Genomic DNA, 20,211 nt, shown 5'->3' on the forward strand with positions numbered 1-20,211 from the left:
TAAAATGTCCATGGGGGAGTACATATGAAAAAGGAAAGAAAACAAGGAACTATCAAAATACTTTGCCAAGAAGTAGTGGAGTTTATTAAGCTGGATATTACAGACAGTATATTATTAGCATTACTGTTGTTTTGGGGATGGGCACTTGACAAATGGAAATGGCATTTTCATTTGGGAATTCCGTTATATACTGTTCTGCTGCCTGGGATGTTGGGCGGGTATTGGAGATATGGTTTTAAAAGATGGAAAGAAAATGAGGTAGGCTCTGTCATTGACAAACAGAGTTGGCTTGGCTTGCGGAATGACGTATCTAATCCTCTGTATGCAAAAGGACATTTTCGAAAAAATTATAATGGCAGAATGGCAAAGCTAAGAGGGAATTATTTTTGTCAGATCATAGCGATCATACAGATGGCAGTTATACTGATAAGACTGATTTATATTATTTTTATTTCTGTAAAGTTTAAGAAAATAGGACTTGAATATACTGTACTATGGCCAGATGGGATAATTATTGTATGGGTATTTATAAATATAGCAGTATCATTATTTTTTTCGGCATATTATGACTGGATCATTAAATCAGAAAGACTAAAAAAGCAAAAAGGTTTTTATAAAGAAAAAGAGGTGTGCAAAAAGGCAATTCCTAACGACAATTATGATGTGATTCATTATAAAAATACATTGGATTATATTACGATGTTATATGATACTGTAAGGGGATTTCGAGATTGTTTTCAGGGGGAAGGGAAATTACTTTTTGGACAGAAAACTAATATGAAGCATAATCTGATTATGGATATAGAAGAGAATCGTGATGACAATAGTGTGCAGATATTAGTTCAAATGTATCAGAAACGATTAACACGGGAATATGTGGATATGATGAACCGGTTTATTCATAAAGAAATCCGCTATGCTTCCCAGAGAAGTCTTCCCTTTGGCTTTCCCCATGTTACTTATATCATTTATGTAGAAGAAAAATCAAAGTTATTTGAAGATATATTTTGTGGAACGATTCATCAAAGAAAGAGTTTTCATTGTTTGCCGATTGGAATTGTATTAAATGAGGAAAAAATGTATATTCCAGGAATCCGGAAGGGAAATGCATTTGAAGAATATCAAAAGATGAAGGCAAAGGTATTTGAGATATTTGAGGAACTTTCACTTATGTATCCATCAACAGTAGTATTTAAAGAAGAATTGAGAAAGAGATATAAAAAAGAACAGTATCATATGGGTCCAATAAATTTAAATTAGCGCAACGGAGTAATTTAATTAAAATTACAGGAAGGAAACGGGGTATGAAAAGACAAGATAATAAAAAAAGAGCGTTTGAGATGGATGCATATAGTCTGCTTTCTTTTATCCTAATTATAAGCACTATTGGTGCAATTTTATGTATAACTGATTTTATTGGAACAAATATGATCAGTAAGAGGATAGCATATAACTATTTAAGTATTCTTTTGATTATCTTTCTTCACTGGTTTCCGGCTCGTAATAGTATCATACCAGGATTTTCTGGTATGAATGCGCAAATAGCAGAAAGAGAAGACGAGTCTAATCCATTGTTTCGATATGGATATATAGTAAAACATAAAAAAATAAAATGGATGTCAAATTTAAAAGGATTTTATGTTTTACAAATTCAGGCATTAATAGAAATTTTTGTTTTTATTGCATTATCTTTGGTTTCGGTTGTGAAGTGGGTCTGTTTAGAGCAAATGTATATGTCAAGGTTTTTATTATTTTGTTATGTGCTCACATATGCATGTATGATATCAGGCGCAATTTTTCATTGTTTTGTAAGTTGGAAATATAATAATATTTTAAATCGAAGTAGAAAACAACTTTATAAGCTATTTATTGACGGTGAGATATTTCAGACATCTGAAAATCATTCAAAAAAGATAGAAATTATAAAAACTTTTTTGAAAGAGAAAAATTTAATGAAAACAGCCAGTTGGGCGTTTATGAATTATTATAAGTTAATAGTGGAAACGGGAGAAATATCTTTAGATGATATACATGACAAAATATCTGTACATATTTATGAGGATAAAAAAAATCACAGGACTCAGATATTAGTACAACTTTATCTTTCGGAGCTTACCGAGAGACATGTAAAACGATTGAATGAAGAGTTAAAAAAATTTGTAAAAAAACATATAGATAGACTTCCGGCAGCGCCAATATGTATGACAAGCATTTTTTATGTAGATAAATTATCACCAATTTTAATAGATATGATAACTCGGCAGAATAGTGGGAATGAATCTATTTGTGTATTTACAGCAGGAATTGTATTAAAAGAACAAAAAATATACATTTCTAAAAGAGGGGAGAATCAGGAAACAGAAGATTACCAAAGAATGAGAGATATTTTTACAAAGATTATGAATCTGGACTAAAGCAGTAAAAAGTGTAGTTGTAAAATGGGATGGAGGATATTGATATGGCAGTAGATATTGAAACTTTATATGAAATGTTGGATGAGAGAAAGCCTATAGAGGTTCAGGAAGAGGCTATCAGAGAAGCGAGAAAGATAAAATCCTTATCTGTATTGATGCAGCCTGTAGAATATAAATTGTCGTGGGAAAATTGTGCAAAAGTAATATGTGAAAAAACGGATGAAGAATTAAATCATTACACATATGAGATGCTAGAGTGGCTGCAGGATCTTAATTGGCCGGGAGCATTTTTGATCATGGAGAGGCTGGAAAAAATGGATCCTCAGTTATTGGTGTATGATGCTATTTATAAGGTAAAGCAGGCGCTCCTGCTAAAAGATAATGAATGGCTGATCTATATGTCATATCTTCTAAAAAATAAAAAATTTTATGATGCACTTTCTGAAGAAAAAAAATATCAGAAAATACTGAAAAGATATTATGAATCTTATTGGGGAAAACTAGACTACTGATTAGTTTGATTGTAAATAATAATATCAGAATATGGATTTTCAAGGAGGCGGTTCCCCTGCTGCTTCCTTTTTGTACGCTTTTTTAAGGGATTTCATGAAAAACAGCGTAAGCGTTTTCAAAATGTTTTTAAATAAATATAGTTCAGTCCGTTTTATTGGGTTGACACAAACATATGTTTCCTATAAAATATATACAAACAAATGTTTGCATATAAGAGAGGAGGGCATGATTTATATTTTATTTTACAGAAGAAAAATCTGGAGGGGGTAACAGTTGATGCAGAAGGAATTTAATCAGCAGAGAATTGAAATGGGAGAAAGGATACGAAAATTGCGGAAGCGCTGTGATTTTTGTCAGGAATCTCTTGCAGAGGCTATGGATGTGTCAACGATGACAATTTCGCGGATTGAGAACGGGATAACGAAAATGGACGTGGACTTTTTAATGAGATTATCCAGAGTTCTGGAAGTTCCGGTAAATGTGATCCTGGGGTTGGAAGATGACAAGGACTGGAGGTTCAGATATTTATGATGTGAGAGAAAATAGTTAGGGATTCAGCTGTTTTCTCTATAAAAAAGGATATAAAGATATTAGAATAACATCGTTATTTTTATTGACCGGGCTGTAAATATAGTGGTAAGCTGTATTTAGTATAGTTGGGGTAATATTTAGCAGCAGCGGTATTTTGGATGGCGTATTTCTTTTTTGGAATCTTACCGTTTTGTTTTATCTGGCAGTAATTTTTGGTCTGATTTTCAGATTGTTTAAAAAAGAGCAGGCAGTGCAGGGCCAGGGAGAATAGTATTGGGGAATGGAGGATATTGGCATGGCAGTAGATATTGATACTTTATTTGAAATGATGGATGAGGATCAACCGACAGAGGTTCAGGAAGCTGCCCTTAGAGAAGCGAGAAAGATAAAATCCTTATCTGTATTTATGCAACCTATAGAATATAAATGGTCATGGGAAAATTGCGCAAAAGTAATATGTGAAAAAACAGATAAAGAATTAGATACATACATATGCGAGATGTTGGAGTGGCTGCAGGATCTCAACTGGCCGGGAGCATTTTTGATCATGGAGAGGTTGGAAAAAATGGATTCTCAGTTGCTAGTGCATGCGGTTGGTTATCGGGTAAAGCAGGCACTCCTGCTAAAAGATAATGAATGGCTGACTTATATGTCATATCTTCTAAAAAATAAAAAGCTTTATGATGCACTTGAAAAAAAATACCAGAAAATACTGAAAAAATATTATGAATCTTATTGGGGGAATTAGACTACTAAATTTAATGGGGACAATTAATGTCCCCATACTACTTTACGGCTGATCAGGCCGGCTACAACTGCAGTAACTGCTTCAGCGATCCAGAAGGCATGCCATACTCCTACTGCGCCCAAAATTCTGCTGAGGACGAAGGCGGCAGGAATGATGATCAGTACATATCTGCACAGAGAGATGATAAGAGAAGGAGTTCCCTTTCCAACTCCCTCCAGTGCGCCGCAGGTTGTAACGGACACAGCAGAAACCAGGAAGCCGGCGCTGATAATCCGGAGAGCTGTTTTTCCTGCAAGGATGGTTTCCGCATTGGAGGTGAACAGTCCCATCAGCTGTCCGGGAACTGCCAGACAGACAACTGTTCCGATGATCATAATGACGCTGCTCATGGCAAGCGTTACCATATAGATTTTTTTCACACGTTTGTGTTCTCCTGCTCCATAGTTATATCCGATCACAGGGCGCATACCCTGGACGATTCCGTTGGCAGGAAGATAAAGGAAGGTCTGAAGCTTATAATAAATTCCGAGAATTACCACATAGCTCTGGGAGTAGACAGCAAGCAGACTGTTCAGTACGGAGATCAGAAGGGAGGGGAGCGCAATGTTCAGAATTGCCGGAATTCCCACAGCATAAAGTTTTTTATCTATGTTGCCGTCTGGTTTCAGACATGTTTTTCTGAGGCGTACCGGGATTGGGCGGGCGAAATAGATCACCAGGTAAATGATCAGATTTAAAACCTGTCCAAGACCTGTTGCCAGAGCAGCGCCTTCAATTCCAAGCGCAGGGAAAGGACCAAGGCCAAAGATCAGAACCGGATCCAGTATAATATTGGTAATACAGCCGCACATCATTGAAAACATGGTAACTTTCATTCTTCCGACTGCCTGGAAAATTTTGTCAAAAGCAAGGTCAAGCCCTATCACAACAGAAAAGGCAAAAACGATGCCGGAATATCTTACACCCAGATCAATAACTTTTTTATCCGGTGTAAAAAGACCCAGAAAAGACGGCATGATCAGGGTACAGACAATCATCATGATCAGTCCGTGTACAGCGGACAGGATTGTGCCGTGAGTAGCGGCAATATCTGCATTGTGTTTATTTCCTGCCCCCAGATGAAAGGCAATCTGTGAGCTGATTCCCACGCCAAAACCAATGGCAATGGCATTGACCAGGTTCTGGATGGGAAAGACCAGAGATAGGGCTGTCATGGCATCTTCACTGATCTGCGCAACAAAGAAACTGTCTACTATATTATATAAAGAGTTTACCAGCATGGAGATCACCATGGGAAGAGCCATGGACATGATCAGAGGAAATACTGGTTTTTCTTTCATAAAAGTATTGTTCATTTACATTCCTCTTGTCTGTTCGTTTATAAAAAGGCTTTTATGGCGAAAAGTGGCTTAGCCAAAAAAGTCCACACTCTGTTTTGGACAGGTGACATTGTAGCATGGCATAAGCTGTGCCGTCAAGAGCGGTTTGTCTTTTTGTTGCGTGTATTTTTTTGTTGTGATACACTGGGGGTATCTTGCAGAAAAATTAACAGTCAGTATGAGTAGAGTGTTGTAACAGGAAATTTTTTGACAGGTGATAGGAAATTTATAAAAATCTGTGACCGGGAAAATAGACATTCAGAAATCAGAAGAGAAGACGGATGCGGGTCTGAACTGACTGTGAAATTTTATTTGCAGCAGGAAAGCAGGTTGGATTATGAAATATGGATATTTTTTCTATGTAATTATGGGATTTTTATCAGGAAGCATTTTATTTGGACGTCTGATTCCCATGATCTTCAGGGGCGTGGATGTTCAGACAGAGTCTGAGGATGGAAACCCGGGAACATTTAATGCATTTGCTTGTGGAGGCGTTTTTTGCGGGATACTGGTTCTTCTGGCAGATCTGGGAAAGGGAGCGATTCCGGTTGCGCTGTGTGCAAGAGCGCTGGGGATAAACTCCTGGATGTTTGCGCTGGTAATGGCAGCGCCTGTGTTCGGACATGCTCATTCTCTGTTTCAGAAAGGCCATGGGGGCAAGGCGATTGCAGTATCTTTTGGCGTACTGATCGGGCTGCTTCCTCTGTGGCAGCCGCTGGCAGCTCTGATTTTCTGGTATCTGCTGTTTATTATCGCAATACCTGCCAGATCTAACACCAGAAAGAGCGTATATACATTCCTGATTTTCGCCGCTACTGTTATGCTGACTGTGCCCAACAGAACAGTTTTGTCCGGATGTATCCTGATGTCGGGAATTGTAATACATAAACATTGTCTGAAGGCAAATGCCGCATACAGGCGAGGAGAGGAAGGGAAACTTGAATGAAAGCACTGATTTTGTCCTGCAATACAGGAGGCGGGCATAATTCTGCAGCCCGGGCGATTGCAGAGGAAATGCAGGAGCGAGGTGACGAGGCATATGTGCTGGATTATCTCTGTCTTGCAGGAGAGGGAGTTTCGCGTCTGGTAGGGGACGGATATGTTCAGATCGTCAAAAAAACTCCCAGACTTTTTGGCCTTTTTTATAAGCTGGGAATGATAGCCAGCCGGTTGCTGAAGAAATCTCCTGTGTACTATATTAATGGAAGAATGGCAAAGTATCTGGACGGATATTTACGTGAACATCCGGTTGATGTGCTGATCATGCCGCATCTTTATCCTGCAGAAACAATTACTTATATGAAGCGAAAAGGTCTGAAGCTTCCGCTTACGGTGGCAGTCATGACAGATTACACCTGTATTCCCTTCTGGGAGGAAACAGACTGTGATTATTATGTGCTTCCTCATGAAGCTCTGAAAAAATCCTGTATCAGACGGGGGATTCCTGCTGAGAAACTTCTGGCTTTTGGAATTCCTGTGGCAAAGAATTGTCGAAGAAAGATAAGCAGAGAACAGGCAAGAGAAAAGCTGGGACTTGATCCGGAAGGCAGATATTTTCTGGCAGCCGGAGGAAGTATGGGAGCCGGAGATCTTTCCGAGCTTGTAAAAAAACTTCTGGAAGGCACATCTCAGGAAAAAATTCTTGTTATCTGCGGAAGCAATACTAAGGCGGAGCAGAAACTGAAAAAAGAGTTCTGTAAACAGTCTCGGGTGCAGATTCTTGGATTTACTACTCAGATGTCTCTGTATCTGAAAGCATGTGATGTTCTTTTTACAAAGCCGGGCGGCCTGACATCTACAGAAGCGGCAGTGACGGGTGTGCCGATGATCCACACGGCGCCTATTCCCGGATGCGAGACAGTAAACCGTAGGTTTTTTATGAAGGCAGGCATGAGCTGGTCTGCGCTCACCCTCAATGGACAGGTGGAAAAAGGAATCCAGCTTATGAACGATCCTGAGGCGGCTGACGAGATGGTTAGAGCTCAGAAAAAACAGATTCACGGAGAAGCCGTGGAAAGACTGTATAAATTTATCAACAGAGAAATCAGGAAAAGAGACAATTTCTGAACAGTAAAGAAATCCCCCTGGGAGGGTTGCAGGAGGGATTTCTTTTTTTATATAATAAAACCATCTATAAAATAGGAACTTCTTTTTTATAAAAAGAACATAAGGACAGAAAAGAGCAGAAGGGATCATGAATACGTTAAAAGAAGAAATCCATGCCTACTGGACGCAGCGTGCAGAGGGCTATTCAGAATATAATCAGCAGGAGCTGGCAGATGCCAGACGAAATATGTGGAAGAACAAGCTTCTTTCTCTTCTTGAAGAGAACTTTCCGGGAAAGAAACCGGAGGAACTGAAGATTCTTGATGTGGGAACCGGACCGGGGTTTTTTGCTCTGCTTCTTGCGGAAGCCGGATATCAGGTAACTGCAGCAGATGTTACAGAGGAGATGCTGAAAGAGGCAAAAAAGAATACAGGAGTGTTTGCGGAAAAAATTATCTGGAAGATCAGTGACGCGCAGGATCTGGAATTGGAAGACTGCGAATTTGACGCAGTATTTTCCAGAAACGTGACCTGGAATCTGGAAAATCCGGGACAGGCGTATGAGGAATGGATACGTGTGCTGAAACCGGGAGGACTTCTGTGTAATTTTGACGCAGATTGGTACGGTCATCTTTATGATGAGGAAAAGCGCAGCGGTTACGAGAAGGATCGTCAGAGGGTGGAAGAAAAAAATCTGGAAGATTATTATACAGGAACAGACACTGAACGGATGGAGTCTATTGCCAGACAGGTTCCTTTAAGCAGACAGAAACGACCTCAATGGGATGTGGAAACTCTGAAAAATGCAGGACTGACAGACATAAGCTGCGACACAGAAGTGTGGAAACAGGTATGGACAGAAGAAGAGATCATAAATAATGGCTCCACTCCCATTTTTCTTCTTTCCGGAAAAAAGAGAGAAAGTTTTTGCCTGAATAATATTTCTGTGGAGCCTGGAAAAGTATGGACGGGTTATCTGGAACTGGGACATGGTGAATTCCGGCTTCCGGCTGCTGTACTTCATGGAACACGACCGGGAAAAACCATACTGATCACTGCGGGAGTGCACGGGGGCGAATATGTGGGGATACAGGCTGCCATTGAGCTGTCGCAAAAACTGAAGATACAGAAGGTGGCAGGTACCATAATTATTGTAAAAGCGCTTAATGTTCCGGCCTTTGAGCATAGAAATGGAAGTATGGGACTGACAGACGGGAAAAATCTGAACAGAGAATTTCCCGGAAATCCCACAGGCACAGAAATGGAACGTCTTGCATGGGCAGTTTCCCATGAACTTCAGCCGGCAGCAGATTATTATATGGATCTGCATAGTGGGGATGATTATGAACAGCTGACTCCTTACGTGTATTATGCGGGCATGGCAGATGAAGAAACAGTCAGTCAGTCAAGACGTATGGCGGAGCAGGTGGACGTACCCTACATGGTCCGTTCCAATGTGGCGTCAGGGGGCTCTTATAACTATGCTGCTTCTCAGGGAATACCCAGTATTCTCATTGAGCGGGGCGGTATGGGAGCCTGGACCAGTGAAGAAGTACGCTCTACAAGGAGAGATGTAAGAAATATTCTCTGCCACCTGGGAATTTATCAGGGAAAAAAGGATTATAGAACTTATTATCCTCTGGAGGTTACAGATATCTGTTATCAGGACGCTTCCGGGGACGGGCTGTGGTATCCCTTTAAAAAGCCCGGTGATATGATACGGGAAGGGGAGATTCTGGGTGAAGTTCGGGATTATGAAGGTGGTCTTCTGGAGCTGAGCGTGGCTGAGTATGACGGTGTGATCCTGTATCAGACCGGTACGCTTCAGGTACTGGGGGACGGGCCGATGATCGCCTATGGAAAGATTGTAAATCCCTATGATGAGAGGAAAGAGAGAATTGTAAGCTACTGGGAAAAAAGAAGCCAAGATTTTCTGGAACACAAAAGGGCAGAGCTTCATAGTTCTATGGCTGAACGGTGGCTTTATGAAATAAAAAAGCAGATTCCCCGGGACAGAACTCTCAGAATCCTTGACGTAGGCTGCGGGGCGGGATTTTTTTCCGTACTTCTGGCAAAAGAAGGATATCAGGTTACAGGTGTGGATCTGACGCCTGATATGGTTGAAAATGCCAGAATACTTGCATCAGAGGAAAAAACAGCCTGCGAGTTCCTTGTAATGGATGCGGAAAATCTGAGATTTGAAGATGAAAGCTTTGATGTGGTGATCTCCCGAAATCTTACCTGGACGCTTCCGGATGTAAAACGTGCTTACAGAGAGTGGGTGCGCGTACTGAAAAAAGGCGGCACACTTTTGAATTTTGATGCAAATTACGGGCTCAGTGATTTTACAGATCTGTCAGAGCTTCCGGACAATCATGCCCATCAGGAGGTTGGCGATGAGATGATGAGAGAATGTGAGGAGATCAAGCGTCAGCTTCCCATCAGTTCCTACAGCCGTCCGGCCTGGGATCTGGAGACTCTGGGAGCAATGAAGCTTCAGGAATTTTCTGTGGATCTTGGAATCAGCAGCAGGATTTATGTGGAAAAGGACGAGTTTTATAATCCCACACCGATGTTTATGCTGAAAACCTGTAAATAAAAGAACTATAAAGGAAAAAATCATGGATTTAAAACAGCTGCAGTATTTTGTGGCCTGCGCCCAGACCGGATCTGTCAGCGAGGCGGCAAAAATTTTATATTCCACTCAGCCCAGTGTCAGTAAGGTGGTAAAGGCTTTGGAAGATTCTCTGGGAATGCAGCTTTTTGAGCGGCTTCCCAGAGGGATCCGTCTTACACCGCAGGGAAGTCAGGTATATCATTATGCCTGCAAAATCGTAAGCGAGGTCACAAAACTGGAAGCCGTGGCAGAGCATGGGATGACAAAATGGCTCAGGATTTCGGCAAATCCCAGTTCCTGGTTTGCTACTCAGTTTGTGGACTTTTATAATGAGAATTATGACAAAAACTATCATTTTCAGGTTTATACTGCAGGTGTCCGGACAGTGATGGAACGTGTCCGGGATTATCAGGATGATGTGGGCTTTGTCTATATTCTGGAACGGCAGAAAGAGGAATTTCTTTATGAACTGTCCAGAAACCGGATGGAATTTATTCCCCTGCAGGACACAGAAGCGATTGTTTATCCGGGAAGAAATTCATCTCTTTACGGGATCAAAAAAGACAGCCTGAGCTTTGAAGAACTTGACGGGGTGCGTCTGGTTCAGAATTATCAGGATGAATTTTTTGATATTGGAGCTTCCGGAAATTCGGAGAGCTTTTCATTAAAAAGTCTGGATGCTTCTGTGATCACAAACAGTGACTACATCATGGAAAGGCTTTTAAAAAACAGTGATGTTGTAAATATCAGCGGAAGCTATCTGTCTGAGAACAAAAAAGATACGATTCCCGGAATTCCGCTGAAGATGAAGGGAAGCCGGGTAATATTCGGATATATCAGACACAGGGGAGAAGAGCCTGACAGCAGTCTGAGAGAGTTTATCCATTTTCTGGAAGAACGGATCGGAAGCGATAAGTAAAATGATGAAAAAGCACATAAAAAAACATCATTCAAGGAGATTTGGAATTTGGGTCAGGCTACTGTGAACAGAGTGAACAGTATCAAAGAAGATTATCCGGAAAATCTGTAAACGAATAATGTGCAGTGGTAACAGAAATTCTGCAAATAAACAGAGGATAAAATTTATGTTGAAATATATAGGAAAAAGGCTGCTTCAGTTAATTCCCGTTCTGATCGGGATTACGTTTCTGTCCTTTGCCATGATGCGCCTTGCAGGGGGAGATGCAGTAACCTACATGTATGAAAACGCAGGGGCAGTTGTCGATCAGGAGGTCATTGACCAGGCAAAAAAAGAATACGGTCTGGATCAGCCTTTTCTGGTACAGTACGGCAGATGGCTTGCCGGAATGGTTACAGGCGATATGGGAACCAGTTATGTATCCGGGCAGAAAGTATATGATACTTTTATGGAAAAGCTTCCGGCAACCATACTTCTTACGGTTTCTTCTATGGCAGTGACTATGCTGATAGCCATCCCGCTTGGGATTTTTTCTGCTATACGCCATAATCGATGGGCAGATTATCTGATACGGTTTTTGAGCTTTATCGGGAATTCTGCACCGAATTTTTTTGCGGCGCTGATCTTAATGTATATATTTTCTGTAAGGCTTGGATGGCTGCCGGTCATCACATCAGAAAATATTGTGGCAAGTCTTGTGCTGCCTACGCTCACCCTTGCCATCGCTATGGCGGCAAAATATATCCGACAGATCAGAGCTGCTGTGCTGGAGGAGCTGAATAAGGATTATGTGATGGGCGCCAGGGCAAGGGGCGTCAGAGGAAGTGTGATCGTCTGGAAAAATGTTCTGAGGGTATCCATGCTGACCATAGTGACACTGATGGCTTTGTCTGTGGGAAGTCTTTTGGGGGGAACTACGATTGTAGAATCTATTTTTATGTGGGACGGCGTAGGGAAAATGGCTGTAGATGCTATTACTATGAGAGATTATCCTATTGTTCAGGCATATGTGGCGTGGATGGCAGTGATTTATGTAGTTGTGAATCTGATTACAGACATTGTGTATCATTATCTGGATCCCCGTGTAAGACTGGGAGGTGAGCAGAAATGAGAAAGCAAAAGAACGGTTCATCCTCTGTGTATAAGCCGGGAACAGATCCCGTAAAAGTAAGGCTTATTGTACTGGCAGTTCTGGCAGCGCTGCTTCTTTTGACAGCTCTGTGTGCAAAATATATCTGTCCTTACGATCCCTATGAGCAGAATCTCCTGCTGGCAAAGCAGCCGCCGGGGCCGGAGCATCTGCTGGGAACAGACCGCTATGGGCGCGATATGCTTTCCAGAATTCTGGTAGGCGGAACCACCAGTGTTTTTTCCACTCTGATCCTGGTGACCATTACAACAGTAACGGGAACTCTTGTGGGAATTATCTGTGGTTGGCGAGGAGGCCTTGTGGATGCCTTCCTTATGAGGATATCAGATCTGTTTCTGGCATTTCCGAGCCTTGTGTTTGCATTAGCTGTGGCAGGGGTTCTGGGCGGCGGCGTACAGAATGCGGTACTTGCGCTGGCCGTGGTAAGTTGGCCGAAGTTTGCCAGACTGGCCAGAGGGCTGACCCTGACCCAGAAAGAGGCGCCTTATATGATGGCGGCCAGACTTTCCGGCAGCAGCACGCCTGCTTTGCTTCTGCGCCATATCCTGCCTAATATTGCAGGACCTGTTCTTGTAACGGCAGTTCTGGATATTGGCACTATGATGATGGAGCTTGCTGGCTTATCCTTTCTGGGACTTGGGGTACAGCCGCCGGCAGCAGAGTGGGGAAGCATGATCAATGAGGGCAGAAGCCTTCTGCAGATTGCACCGTGGATGTCACTGGCACCGGGAGCTGCGATTTTTGTAACTGTACTGATTTTTAACCTTCTGGGAGATACACTGAGAGATTATCTGGACCCGGAACACAAGAAGAAAAGAGGTAGAAAATGAAGAAAAAATTTATTGCTGCAGTGATTGCAGGAGCTGTAATGATATCAGGAATGAGCGTCAGCGTAATGGCAGATGAGGAAAAGACTTTTGTATACGGAACAACCGGATACAGTGAGGAAATGGGTGACGCAGGTCTGAATCCTCATGACAATTATTCCGGATGGAGCGCGATCAGATATGGTGTAGGAGAAACATTATTTAAGTATAATGACAATATGGAGGTGGAGCCATGGCTTGCCACAGATTATGAGTTTGTGGATGACACTACGGTAAAGATCACTCTGAGAGACGGGGTAAAATTTTCAAGCGGCCGTACTATGGATGCTCAGGCAGTAAAAGAATGTCTGGAAAATCTGGTAAAGGTTCATGACCGTGCTCCTTCTGATATGAAGATCGATCATATTGAGGCAGACGGACTGACTCTGACTATTTACACAACAGAACCATGTCCGGCGATCATTAATTATCTGGGCGATCCCTACGGAGCCATTATTGATATGGAGTATGGCGTTCAGGGAGAAGGGGGAAATGCCAATGTGGCAGGAACAGGCCCTTATATTGCAGAAAAAGTTACCCCGACTCAGATTGATCTTGTAAAAAATGAAAACTACTGGGGCGGTGATGTAAAGGTGGACAAAGTTACCGTAAAATCCTTTTCGGATGGCAGCGCTCTGACTGCAGCTCTTCAGACAGGCGATATTCAGGGAACTTACGGCCTTCAGTATGATAACTATGCGCTTTTTGACGGGAATCCGGAATACACCATTAATTCCTGCGCAACCAGCAGATGCTTTTTCGGACAGTTTAATTTTGAGTCCGAGATCATGCAGGATCAGAATATACGAAAAGCTGTTGAAATGGGAATTGATAAAGAGGGCTTTTGCTCTGTGATCATGGAGGGAAGAGGACTTCCTGCCAAAGCTGCTTTTCCGGACGGTTTTTCTTATGGAAACGAGGCAGTGGAAACTGTTTCCTATGATCCGGAAGGGGCAAAAAAACTTCTGGAGGAATCCGGGTGGAAGGATACAGACGGTGACGGATATGTAGACAAGGACGGACAAAAACTTACCATAAACTGGCTGACCTACCCAACCCGTCTGGAGCAGCCGAAGCTTGCCGAGTATGCGCAGGCAACTCTGAAAGAAATTGGAATTGACGTTGTGGTAAATAATACTTCAGATCATATGACTTATGCTGCTGACGGTGATTTTGATGTGTATGTAAGTTCTACGACTACAGCGCCTACCGGAGATCCGGAATACTTCTTTACTAGCACAGTAGTGGGACCGAAAAACTATGGAAAATATGAGAATAAAGAGGTAACAGCTCTTACAGAAAAACTTCATCAGACATTTGAGCCGGAAGAGAGAGCAAAACTGGCAATAGAGCTGCAGCAGAAGATCCTGGATGATGATGCATTTTTCTTTGTATCACATCTCAATATGGGAATTGTGACAAAATCCAATGTAAAGGGAATAGCAGCTCATCCATCTGATTATTATGAGATCACCGCAGACCTGGATGTAGAATAACAGACTTGGAAACAGAGGATCGGAATGAAGGTAAAAAAGAATGAAGATGTGCTGCTCCGGGTGGAGAACCTGACTGTCTGCTATGATGGAGATATTGCGGTACAGAACGTAAGCTTTCAGGTGAAAAAAGGAGAGATCCTTGGTATTGTAGGGGAATCCGGAAGCGGAAAAAGTACGGTTGCGAAGGCTGTTATGGGACTTCTGGGAAACAGAGCCAAAGTTACAGGTCAGGTATGGTACAAAGGAAAAGATCTGACTGCCATGCCGGAAAAGATGCTGAGGAAATACCGGGGACCTGAGATTGGAATGGTGTTTCAGGACTGCAAATCAGCCTTTTGTCCGGTGCGAACAGTAGGGGCTCAGATATATGAGGCTGTATCGGAGCATGAAAAAATCAGCAGAGCAGAGGTAGAAAACAGAGCAGCTGATCTGATGAAAAAAATAGGGCTGACAGACTGCTCCCGTGTTCTTGGAAGCTATCCTTTTGAATTGTCCGGGGGAATGAACCAGAGAGTGGGAATCTGTACCGCCATGCTTTTAAAACCGGATCTGCTCCTGGCAGATGAGCCCACCAGCGCTCTTGACGTGACGGTACAAAAACAGGTGGTGGAAGAGCTTCTTCTGATGAAAAAAGAGTTCCATACAGCCATGCTTCTGATTACCCACAATATCGGTGTGGTGAGAAAAATGGCAGACAGGATCCTTGTACTTCAGAATGGAAGAATAATGGATTATGGAGATACACAAAAGGTTCTGGAAAATCCGGAAAGTCAGTATACCCGTCAGCTTATGGATTCTGTGATCCGGCTGAAAAGACGGGAGGATCAGAAAATATGACAGAGATTTTGCTGAAAGCGGAGAAATTGAAAAAGATATTTACTGCAGGAAAGAACTCCTTTGCAGCTGTGGATGAGATGTCTTTTGAACTGAGAAGAGGCGAATGTCTGGGAATTGTTGGTGAATCCGGAAGCGGAAAAAGTACAGTTGCCAGGCTGGTTACAGGGCTTCTTCCCTGTACAGAGGGAAAAGTTCTGTTTTATCCTTCGTCAGAAGAAACTGAGGCGGGATGTATAGAAATATCCCGGGCAGAGGTGAGGCAGTTAAGACAGGCATACCGTCATATGCAAATGGTTTTTCAGATGCCTGCGGAGTCTTTTGATCCCAGAAGGACACTTGGAGACGGAATTGGGGAAAGCCTGAGGAATATGGGGATAAAGGGAGCAGAATTAAAAGAAAAGGTGGATAACCTTCTGGAATTGTGCGGACTCACCCCGGAATTTGCTTCCCGGTATCCTCATCAGGTCAGTGGAGGACAGTGCCAGAGAGCTGCTATTGCCAGAGCTCTTGCGCCGGAGCCGGAGCTTCTGATCTGTGACGAGGCGACCAGCGCCCTTGATGTGACCGTGCAGAAGCAGATTATGGAGCTTCTGATACAGCTAAGACAAAAAAATGGTCTGAGCGTGATTTTTATCTGTCATGATCTTGCTCTGGTTCAGATGTTCTGTGACCGGGTGATCGTTATGAAACAGGGAAAAATTGTGGAAGCCGGAACTCCGGAGGAAATCATATGGTGTCCAAGGGCGGAGTACACCAGAAATCTGATCGACTCTGTGTTGTAAAAAGGTAAAAGATATTTGTAAAAAGACAAAGGATATATTAAAAAAGCACTCTTCGTGAGTGCTTTTTTAAATGAGTATTTAATGGGATCGTTAGTGCATCATAAGTGGAGGTCGTGCACTGACTTTGACATCATATAACACAATTCCTGTGTTGACTATATTTTAACAAAGTCAGAGATTTTCACAAGCCTCCCAGGGGGATGTTCTGATATGAAAAAAATACAATATATATGCAAAATAAGAATGAGTAGATATCCCCTGTGGAGGGTTAATCTGCCTGTGGCATAGTGCTATACTGAAGTAAAAATGCGGAGGAGGACTATCATAATGAAAAAAAGATTGATGGTACTGCTGACTGCTTTCTGTATGACTGTTTCCACGATCGGAAGCAGCGCAATGGTTTCAGCAGCAGAACAGAAAACAAAAGATGAAGTGATCGTTACCATGCCTACAACTTCTGAGCCGGAGGCGGGATTTGATCCTGCATATGGCTGGGGAGCCGGAGAGCATGTTCATGAACCTCTGATACAGAGTACGCTTACTGTTACCAATAAGGATCTGTCTATCGGAATGGATCTTGCCACAGATTATTCTGTCAGTGAGGACGGGCTTGTCTGGACAGTGAAGATCCGTGATGATGTAAAATTTACAGACGGGGAACCACTGACAGCAAAGGATGTAGCGTTTACTTACAATAACTGCCGTGACAACAGTTCTGTCAATGATTTTTCCATGCTGGAGGAAGCTGTTGCAGTGGATGACACCACAGTAGAGTTCCATCTGAATAAACCGTTTTCTATCTGGCCTTATACAATGGCGGTAGTGGGAATTGTTCCGGAACATGCATATGATGAAAATTACGGACAGAATCCTGTTGGATCAGGACGTTATATCATGAAACAGTGGGATAAGGGACAGCAGGTTATCTTTGAGGCGAATCCGGATTATTACGGAGAGGAACCAAAGATGAAAAAGGTTACGGTTCTTTTTATGGAAGAGGATGCAGCTCTTGCGGCAGCTCAGTCCGGAACTGTAGATGTAGCGCATACTGCAGCTTCCTATTCTGATACGGAAATTGACGGATATGAATTGTTCCGTGTAGATACAGTTGATAACCGTGGACTGAATCTTCCAGCAGCTCCGGCAGAAGAAAAAGACGGAGTAACGGTTGGAAATGACTTTACCAGTGATGTGGAAGTAAGACGGGCCATCAACATTGGAATCGACCGTCAGGAAATGATCGACAATGTACTGAACGGTTATGGAACTCCGGCATACAGCGTATGTGACAAGATGCCCTGGTATAATGAGGCTGCAGAAACAGAATATGATTTTGATGGCGCTGTAAAGATTCTTGAGGATGCCGGCTGGAAAGAAGGCAAGGACGGAATCCGTGAAAAAGACGGTGTACGTGCTGAACTGAAGATTGTTTATCCGGCATCTGATTCTGTACGTCAGGCTCTGGCTGAGGATGCAAAGAATCAGCTTTCTGAACTGGGAATTGCTGTTACTACAGAGGGAGCTGACTGGGATACCGCTTATACCGCAGCTTTGTCTCAGCCTCTGATGTGGGGATGGGGAGCTCACACTCCTATGGAACTTTACAACATTTACCATACAATGAAGGAAACAGGAACTGCTGAGTATTCACCGTATGCTAATGAAACAGTAGACAAATACATGGACGAGGCTCTGGAAAGCAGTGATCTTGAGGAATCCTATGAGCTGTGGAAAAAGGCTCAGTGGGATGGAGAAACAGGCGTTACCCAGGAGGGAGATATTCCGTGGATCTGGCTGTGCAATGTGGATCATCTGTACTTTGTAAGAGACGGACTGAAAGTTGCGGATCAGAAGATCCATCCTCATGGACATGGATGGTCTATTGTAAATAATGTGGATCAGTGGACCTGGGAATAATTCTGAAAATCTGATAAAATTACGTGTAAAATAGTTATCCGGCAGGATTTCGGGAAAGTTTGTTCCGTAAGAGGAATAAAATATCTCCGGAAGCTGCCGGATACTGTGCGTTACAAAAGGATTATATATAAGGAGAAAATATTGAAAAATACAGCAGGAAAATTTATACTGAAAAATTTTGTAAAGATGGTTCTTCTTATTTTTGCAGTCAGTATTGCAGCCTTTGCCCTGATGACGGTTTCTCCCGTAGATCCCCTTCAGGCCAATGTAGGACAGGCCGCGCTGGGAAGCATGAGCCAGGAACAGATTGCAAAGCTTGAAGAATACTGGGGAGTAGGGGAACCGCCGGTTCAGAGATATCTGGCATGGCTGAAAGATTTTCTGAAGGGAGATATGGGCGTTTCTCTTCTTTACAGACAGGATGTGTCAAAGGTAATTGCAGTAAAGCTGGGAAATTCACTTTTTCTTATGATTATCGCCTGGGTATTGTCAGGGGTTATTGGCTTTGCCCTGGGCGCTCTTGCAGGAATGAACCGTGGGAAATTTGTAGATAAGGCAGTAAAAGGATACTGCCTGTTAATATCCAGTACCCCGGCTTTTTGGATTGCCATGCTGCTTCTGATCATATTTGGTGTATGGCTGAAGATCCTTCCCATAGGATTAAGCGTTCCCATAGGCGTGGAGGCAAGCGGAGTAACCTTTTTAGACAGAGTATACCATGCCATTCTTCCTGCGGTTACGCTGTCCATTACCGGAATTGCCAATATTGCCATGCATACCAGAGAAAAGATGATTGATATCTGTGAAAGTGATTATGTTGTTTTTGCCAGGACAAGAGGCGAAAGCCTGTGGCAGATTTTCCGGAATCATGGATTTCGGAATGTTCTGGCGCCTGCCATGACTTTGCAGTTTGCTTCGATCAGTGAGATTTTTGGAGGTTCTGTTCTGGTGGAGCAGGTTTTTTCCTATCCGGGACTGGGACAGGCGGCAGTAAGCGCAGGACTTGGAAGTGATATGCCGCTTCTTATGGCAATCACTATTATCAGCGCATTGTTTGTTTTTGGCGGAAATCTCATTGCAAATATTCTATACGGTGTGATCGATCCGCGTATCAGACGTGGAGGTGCCGCAAAATGACAAAAAACACAAAAAAAGGAACGTTTATGATAAAAAAATGGAACCGCCGGCAAAGATTGGTACTGTGGCTTGTGCTTTCTCTGATTTTCCTGGCTGCTGTGTGCATTGGCGGAATTTTCTGTGGAGATGCTGCCAGAGAGACTGATTTTGCCCGCAAAAATATAGCGCCCTGCCTGAAATATCCTTTTGGAACTGACTGGCTGGGAAGAGATATGTTTACCCGGACGGTCAAAGGACTTTCCATCAGCATTATTATTGGAATCAGCGCCGCAGCTTTCAGCGCAGTTATGGCATTTATTTTGGGAGTTCTGTCTGCAACAATGGGAAAAGCTGTAGATACAGTGATCACCTGGTTTATTGATCTTGTTATGGGAATCCCTCATATGCTTCTTCTGATCCTGATCTGCGTTGCCTGCGGACGGGGACTGAAAGGCGTGATCCTGGGTGTTGCCCTGACGCACTGGACCTCACTGGCGCGACTGATCCGGGGCGAGGTTCTGCAGTTAAAAGAACAGCAGTATATTAAAATGGCCAGAAAACTTGGGAAAAGTAATTTTTATATTGCCATGAAGCACATGGTTCCTCATCTTTTTCCTCAGTTTCTGGTAGGTCTGATACTTCTTTTTCCTCATGCGATCCTTCATGAATCCAGCATTACATTTCTGGGATTCGGACTTTCTAATGAGCAGCCCGCCATTGGTATCATCCTGTCAGAGGCAATGAAATATCTGATCACCGGAAAGTGGTGGCTGGCCCTGTTTCCCGGATTGATGCTGGTTCTGACAGTTGTGTGCTTTTATACTGTAGGCGAGGGTATCCGGAAGCTGGTGGATCCTGCAAGCGCTCATGAATAGGAGGG

18 protein-coding genes are annotated in these 20,211 nt (G+C 42.8%); 17 read left to right on the forward strand and 1 reads right to left on the reverse strand.

Features of this window, described 5'->3' with window-relative positions; translation table 11 throughout:
• Positions 1-24 precede the first annotated feature (24 nt).
• The 5 genes from LU279_RS02290 to LU279_RS02310 all read left to right on the forward strand — a co-directional run bounded on the left by LU279_RS02290 (position 25) and on the right by LU279_RS02310 (position 4,206).
• A complete protein-coding gene (locus LU279_RS02290) occupies positions 25-1,260 on the forward strand; it encodes a hypothetical protein (protein WP_274420658.1) in 1,236 nt (411 codons plus the stop codon).
• A 44-nt stretch (positions 1,261-1,304) separates the two neighbouring features.
• The gene (locus tag LU279_RS02295; protein WP_274420660.1) at positions 1,305-2,414 is read left to right on the forward strand and encodes a hypothetical protein; all 1,110 of its coding nucleotides are present in this window, start codon (positions 1,305-1,307) and stop codon (positions 2,412-2,414) included.
• Between the two features lie 44 nt (positions 2,415-2,458).
• Positions 2,459-2,926 (forward strand): DUF5071 domain-containing protein, encoded by a 468-nt coding sequence (locus LU279_RS02300; RefSeq protein ID WP_274420662.1) that lies wholly within the window; start codon positions 2,459-2,461, stop codon positions 2,924-2,926.
• A gap of 277 nt (positions 2,927-3,203) precedes the next feature.
• The gene (locus LU279_RS02305) at positions 3,204-3,458 is read left to right on the forward strand and encodes a helix-turn-helix domain-containing protein (RefSeq protein WP_274420664.1); all 255 of its coding nucleotides are present in this window, start codon (positions 3,204-3,206) and stop codon (positions 3,456-3,458) included.
• Between the two features lie 295 nt (positions 3,459-3,753).
• Positions 3,754-4,206, forward strand: coding sequence for a DUF5071 domain-containing protein (locus LU279_RS02310; protein WP_274420666.1), 453 nt, complete (start codon positions 3,754-3,756; stop codon positions 4,204-4,206).
• A 23-nt stretch (positions 4,207-4,229) separates the two neighbouring features.
• On the opposite strand, the gene LU279_RS02315 is transcribed toward LU279_RS02310, so the two are convergent.
• Positions 4,230-5,561: an MATE family efflux transporter gene (locus tag LU279_RS02315; RefSeq protein ID WP_274420668.1), complete on the reverse strand. Its 1,332-nt coding sequence runs from the start codon at positions 5,559-5,561 to the stop codon at positions 4,230-4,232.
• Between the two features lie 361 nt (positions 5,562-5,922).
• Between LU279_RS02315 and LU279_RS02320 the strand changes: the two genes are divergently transcribed.
• The 12 genes from LU279_RS02320 to LU279_RS02375 all read left to right on the forward strand — a co-directional run bounded on the left by LU279_RS02320 (position 5,923) and on the right by LU279_RS02375 (position 20,206).
• The gene (locus tag LU279_RS02320) at positions 5,923-6,531 is read left to right on the forward strand and encodes a glycerol-3-phosphate acyltransferase (RefSeq protein ID WP_274420670.1); all 609 of its coding nucleotides are present in this window, start codon (positions 5,923-5,925) and stop codon (positions 6,529-6,531) included.
• On the forward strand, positions 6,528-7,652 hold the full coding sequence (locus LU279_RS02325; protein ID WP_274420672.1) for an MGDG synthase family glycosyltransferase: 1,125 nt from the start codon (positions 6,528-6,530) through the stop codon (positions 7,650-7,652). Before LU279_RS02320 ends, LU279_RS02325 begins: the two co-directional genes overlap by 4 nt.
• A 127-nt stretch (positions 7,653-7,779) precedes the next feature.
• Positions 7,780-10,230, forward strand: coding sequence for a methyltransferase domain-containing protein (locus LU279_RS02330; RefSeq protein ID WP_274420674.1), 2,451 nt, complete (start codon positions 7,780-7,782; stop codon positions 10,228-10,230).
• A gap of 22 nt (positions 10,231-10,252) precedes the next feature.
• Positions 10,253-11,167, forward strand: coding sequence for a LysR family transcriptional regulator (locus LU279_RS02335; RefSeq protein WP_274420675.1), 915 nt, complete (start codon positions 10,253-10,255; stop codon positions 11,165-11,167).
• Positions 11,168-11,333: 166 nt separating this feature from the next.
• A complete protein-coding gene (gene nikB / locus LU279_RS02340; protein ID WP_274420677.1) occupies positions 11,334-12,278 on the forward strand; it encodes a nickel ABC transporter permease in 945 nt (314 codons plus the stop codon).
• On the forward strand, positions 12,275-13,147 hold the full coding sequence (nikC, locus tag LU279_RS02345; RefSeq protein ID WP_274420679.1) for a nickel transporter permease: 873 nt from the start codon (positions 12,275-12,277) through the stop codon (positions 13,145-13,147). The genes nikB and nikC overlap by 4 nt, the downstream gene beginning before the upstream one ends.
• A complete protein-coding gene (locus LU279_RS02350; RefSeq protein ID WP_274420681.1) occupies positions 13,144-14,679 on the forward strand; it encodes an ABC transporter substrate-binding protein in 1,536 nt (511 codons plus the stop codon). Before nikC ends, LU279_RS02350 begins: the two co-directional genes overlap by 4 nt.
• Before the next feature lie 24 nt (positions 14,680-14,703).
• Entirely contained in the window at positions 14,704-15,516 is an 813-nt protein-coding gene (locus LU279_RS02355) for an ABC transporter ATP-binding protein (RefSeq protein ID WP_274420682.1), read from the forward strand.
• Complete coding sequence (locus LU279_RS02360) at positions 15,513-16,298, forward strand: ABC transporter ATP-binding protein (RefSeq protein ID WP_274420684.1); 786 nt, start codon at positions 15,513-15,515, stop codon at positions 16,296-16,298. Before LU279_RS02355 ends, LU279_RS02360 begins: the two co-directional genes overlap by 4 nt.
• 366 nt (positions 16,299-16,664) lie before the next feature.
• Positions 16,665-18,215 carry an ABC transporter substrate-binding protein gene (locus LU279_RS02365; protein WP_274421162.1) on the forward strand — a complete coding sequence of 517 codons (1,551 nt, stop codon included), beginning with the start codon at positions 16,665-16,667 and terminating at the stop codon, positions 18,213-18,215.
• A gap of 141 nt (positions 18,216-18,356) precedes the next feature.
• Positions 18,357-19,352, forward strand: a complete 996-nt coding sequence (locus tag LU279_RS02370; protein ID WP_274420686.1) for an ABC transporter permease — start codon at positions 18,357-18,359, stop codon at positions 19,350-19,352.
• The gene (locus LU279_RS02375) at positions 19,349-20,206 is read left to right on the forward strand and encodes an ABC transporter permease (protein WP_274420688.1); all 858 of its coding nucleotides are present in this window, start codon (positions 19,349-19,351) and stop codon (positions 20,204-20,206) included. Before LU279_RS02370 ends, LU279_RS02375 begins: the two co-directional genes overlap by 4 nt.
• The last annotated feature ends 5 nt before the right edge of the window (positions 20,207-20,211 follow it).

It is taken from the genome of Blautia sp. XA-2221, from assembly GCF_028767025.1.
In the GTDB taxonomy this organism is placed as follows: Bacteria; Bacillota; Clostridia; order Lachnospirales; family Lachnospiraceae; genus Blautia_A.

Excerpts from the sequence above, each read along its gene's own strand:
- LU279_RS02350 (WP_274420681.1), top strand. The coding sequence starts at position 13,144 with ATGAAGAAAAAATTTATTGCTGCAGTGATTGCAGGAGCTGTAATGATA.
- LU279_RS02325 (WP_274420672.1), top strand. The coding sequence starts at position 6,528 with ATGAAAGCACTGATTTTGTCCTGCAATACAGGAGGCGGGCATAATTCT.
- LU279_RS02310 (WP_274420666.1), top strand. The coding sequence starts at position 3,754 with ATGGCAGTAGATATTGATACTTTATTTGAAATGATGGATGAGGATCAA.
- LU279_RS02315 (WP_274420668.1), bottom strand. The coding sequence starts at position 5,561 with ATGAACAATACTTTTATGAAAGAAAAACCAGTATTTCCTCTGATCATG.
- nikC (WP_274420679.1), top strand. The coding sequence starts at position 12,275 with ATGAGAAAGCAAAAGAACGGTTCATCCTCTGTGTATAAGCCGGGAACA.
- LU279_RS02295 (WP_274420660.1), top strand. The coding sequence starts at position 1,305 with ATGAAAAGACAAGATAATAAAAAAAGAGCGTTTGAGATGGATGCATAT.
- LU279_RS02305 (WP_274420664.1), top strand. The coding sequence starts at position 3,204 with ATGCAGAAGGAATTTAATCAGCAGAGAATTGAAATGGGAGAAAGGATA.
- LU279_RS02290 (WP_274420658.1), top strand. The coding sequence starts at position 25 with ATGAAAAAGGAAAGAAAACAAGGAACTATCAAAATACTTTGCCAAGAA.
- LU279_RS02355 (WP_274420682.1), top strand. The coding sequence starts at position 14,704 with ATGAAGGTAAAAAAGAATGAAGATGTGCTGCTCCGGGTGGAGAACCTG.
- LU279_RS02365 (WP_274421162.1), top strand. The coding sequence starts at position 16,665 with ATGACTGTTTCCACGATCGGAAGCAGCGCAATGGTTTCAGCAGCAGAA.
- LU279_RS02360 (WP_274420684.1), top strand. The coding sequence starts at position 15,513 with ATGACAGAGATTTTGCTGAAAGCGGAGAAATTGAAAAAGATATTTACT.
- LU279_RS02330 (WP_274420674.1), top strand. The coding sequence starts at position 7,780 with ATGAATACGTTAAAAGAAGAAATCCATGCCTACTGGACGCAGCGTGCA.
- LU279_RS02320 (WP_274420670.1), top strand. The coding sequence starts at position 5,923 with ATGAAATATGGATATTTTTTCTATGTAATTATGGGATTTTTATCAGGA.
- LU279_RS02300 (WP_274420662.1), top strand. The coding sequence starts at position 2,459 with ATGGCAGTAGATATTGAAACTTTATATGAAATGTTGGATGAGAGAAAG.
- LU279_RS02375 (WP_274420688.1), top strand. The coding sequence starts at position 19,349 with ATGACAAAAAACACAAAAAAAGGAACGTTTATGATAAAAAAATGGAAC.
- nikB (WP_274420677.1), top strand. The coding sequence starts at position 11,334 with ATGTTGAAATATATAGGAAAAAGGCTGCTTCAGTTAATTCCCGTTCTG.
- LU279_RS02335 (WP_274420675.1), top strand. The coding sequence starts at position 10,253 with ATGGATTTAAAACAGCTGCAGTATTTTGTGGCCTGCGCCCAGACCGGA.